This window comes from Chryseobacterium sp. CH25 (assembly GCF_004119455.1).
Taxonomy (GTDB): Bacteria; Bacteroidota; Bacteroidia; order Flavobacteriales; family Weeksellaceae; genus Chryseobacterium.
The window spans coordinates 1-1292 of record NZ_NRQT01000023.1; the positions used below are offsets into that span (position 1 = coordinate 1).

Genomic DNA, 1292 nt, shown 5'->3' on the forward strand with positions numbered 1-1292 from the left:
CTGATAGCACAAATCATCAAGAAGTACATCGGTAATAGGCTGCTGAACGGCAGTGGGAGGAATAACAAAGGCAAGCTGGTCATATTCATTATACACATAATAAGTATCTGCCTGCATAGAGGTTCCTACAAATCTTCTTACCAACAGGGTCTGACCTTTTCTGTTTTTGAACTCTAAAGTGGGGTTTCCATCTTCATCAGTAACGGTATTTTTATACAGGGTACCGGGAGCATACAATACTGCAGGAGATAAAGCGACACTGCTTTTGGTGGCGCCGTTTTCCCAGGTAGTGGTGGTGATATGCTGGTAGACTTCATTAAGAACATTGGTTTCATAACCGAATTTAACAGGCTTGGTACTCCAGTCATTGCCTACCTGAATCTGCTGTTGAATTCTATCCAATGGAGAGTTTTCCAATATTTTCTCGGAATAGATCTTTTCAGACCCATAAGGAGTATTGGCCACATTGCCTAATGGATTGGGAACAAGGGCTCCATTCAGCGTTCCTGATTGGGGAACGGGTAGATAGTCTTTAACCTGTCTTCCGAACGAATCATATTCAATGTGAGTGACCACATCTTTTCCCTGAGGGGATGCTTTTACATTAACCACCTGCTTGGGTCTTCCCAAACCATCAAAATACTGAACCGTTTCTGAGGTTTTGGATGGAGTTGTCCCATTATAATCCAGATAGCTTTTGGATTGAATATAGTTTTCTCCCGTGCTAAGCTGGGCATGTGCTGAATAACTCAGCAACATACCTATGGGAATGAGTATTTTTTTCATCGTCTTAGTTTTTATAGTTGTATTTGTATTCTTTAACTATTTTGTATACAGGATTTCCTGCATCATCTTTATCCAGCTGTTTCACTTCTTTCAATCGATTGGCACTGTCATAAACATAAACTTCCCTGATACCAGATGACGGAGTAATGCTTCGCACTCCTATTAATGGATCATAGCTGTACATTGTGATCTGATAACCAGACAAATTATTTTTGAAAGTATTAAAAGTATTTAACAGATTGGTTTCATCATTATTCCTTTCTGCTGCGGCATCTGTATTAGAGGCATTCACTATACTGTCTATAAATGATTGTCCAATGCTTTCAAATTTTGCATTTTCAATCTTGGCAATGGGCAGGGTCCCGTTATAGCCCCAGATAATAACGGTAGAAACACCGTCTTTCGTGGTATACTGTACAAGGTTTCCTTTGGAATCATATTTATCATAGGTTACTTCTGTTGATCCTGTAGAAGGATTCTGAAGATCATAGGACAGAACTGAGGTT

Annotated in this window: 1 protein-coding gene and 1 pseudogene; both read right to left on the reverse strand. The window is 39.7% G+C overall.

Translation table 11 applies throughout. The features are described from left to right. Window positions 1-786 (reverse strand): DUF6443 domain-containing protein (locus BOQ64_RS22690; protein WP_228448531.1); only part of this gene is annotated, 786 nt, incomplete at its 3' end. Window positions 787-790: 4 nt separating this feature from the next. Further along, window positions 791-1292: pseudogene (locus BOQ64_RS23305) on the reverse strand (hypothetical protein); the annotation flags it as partial.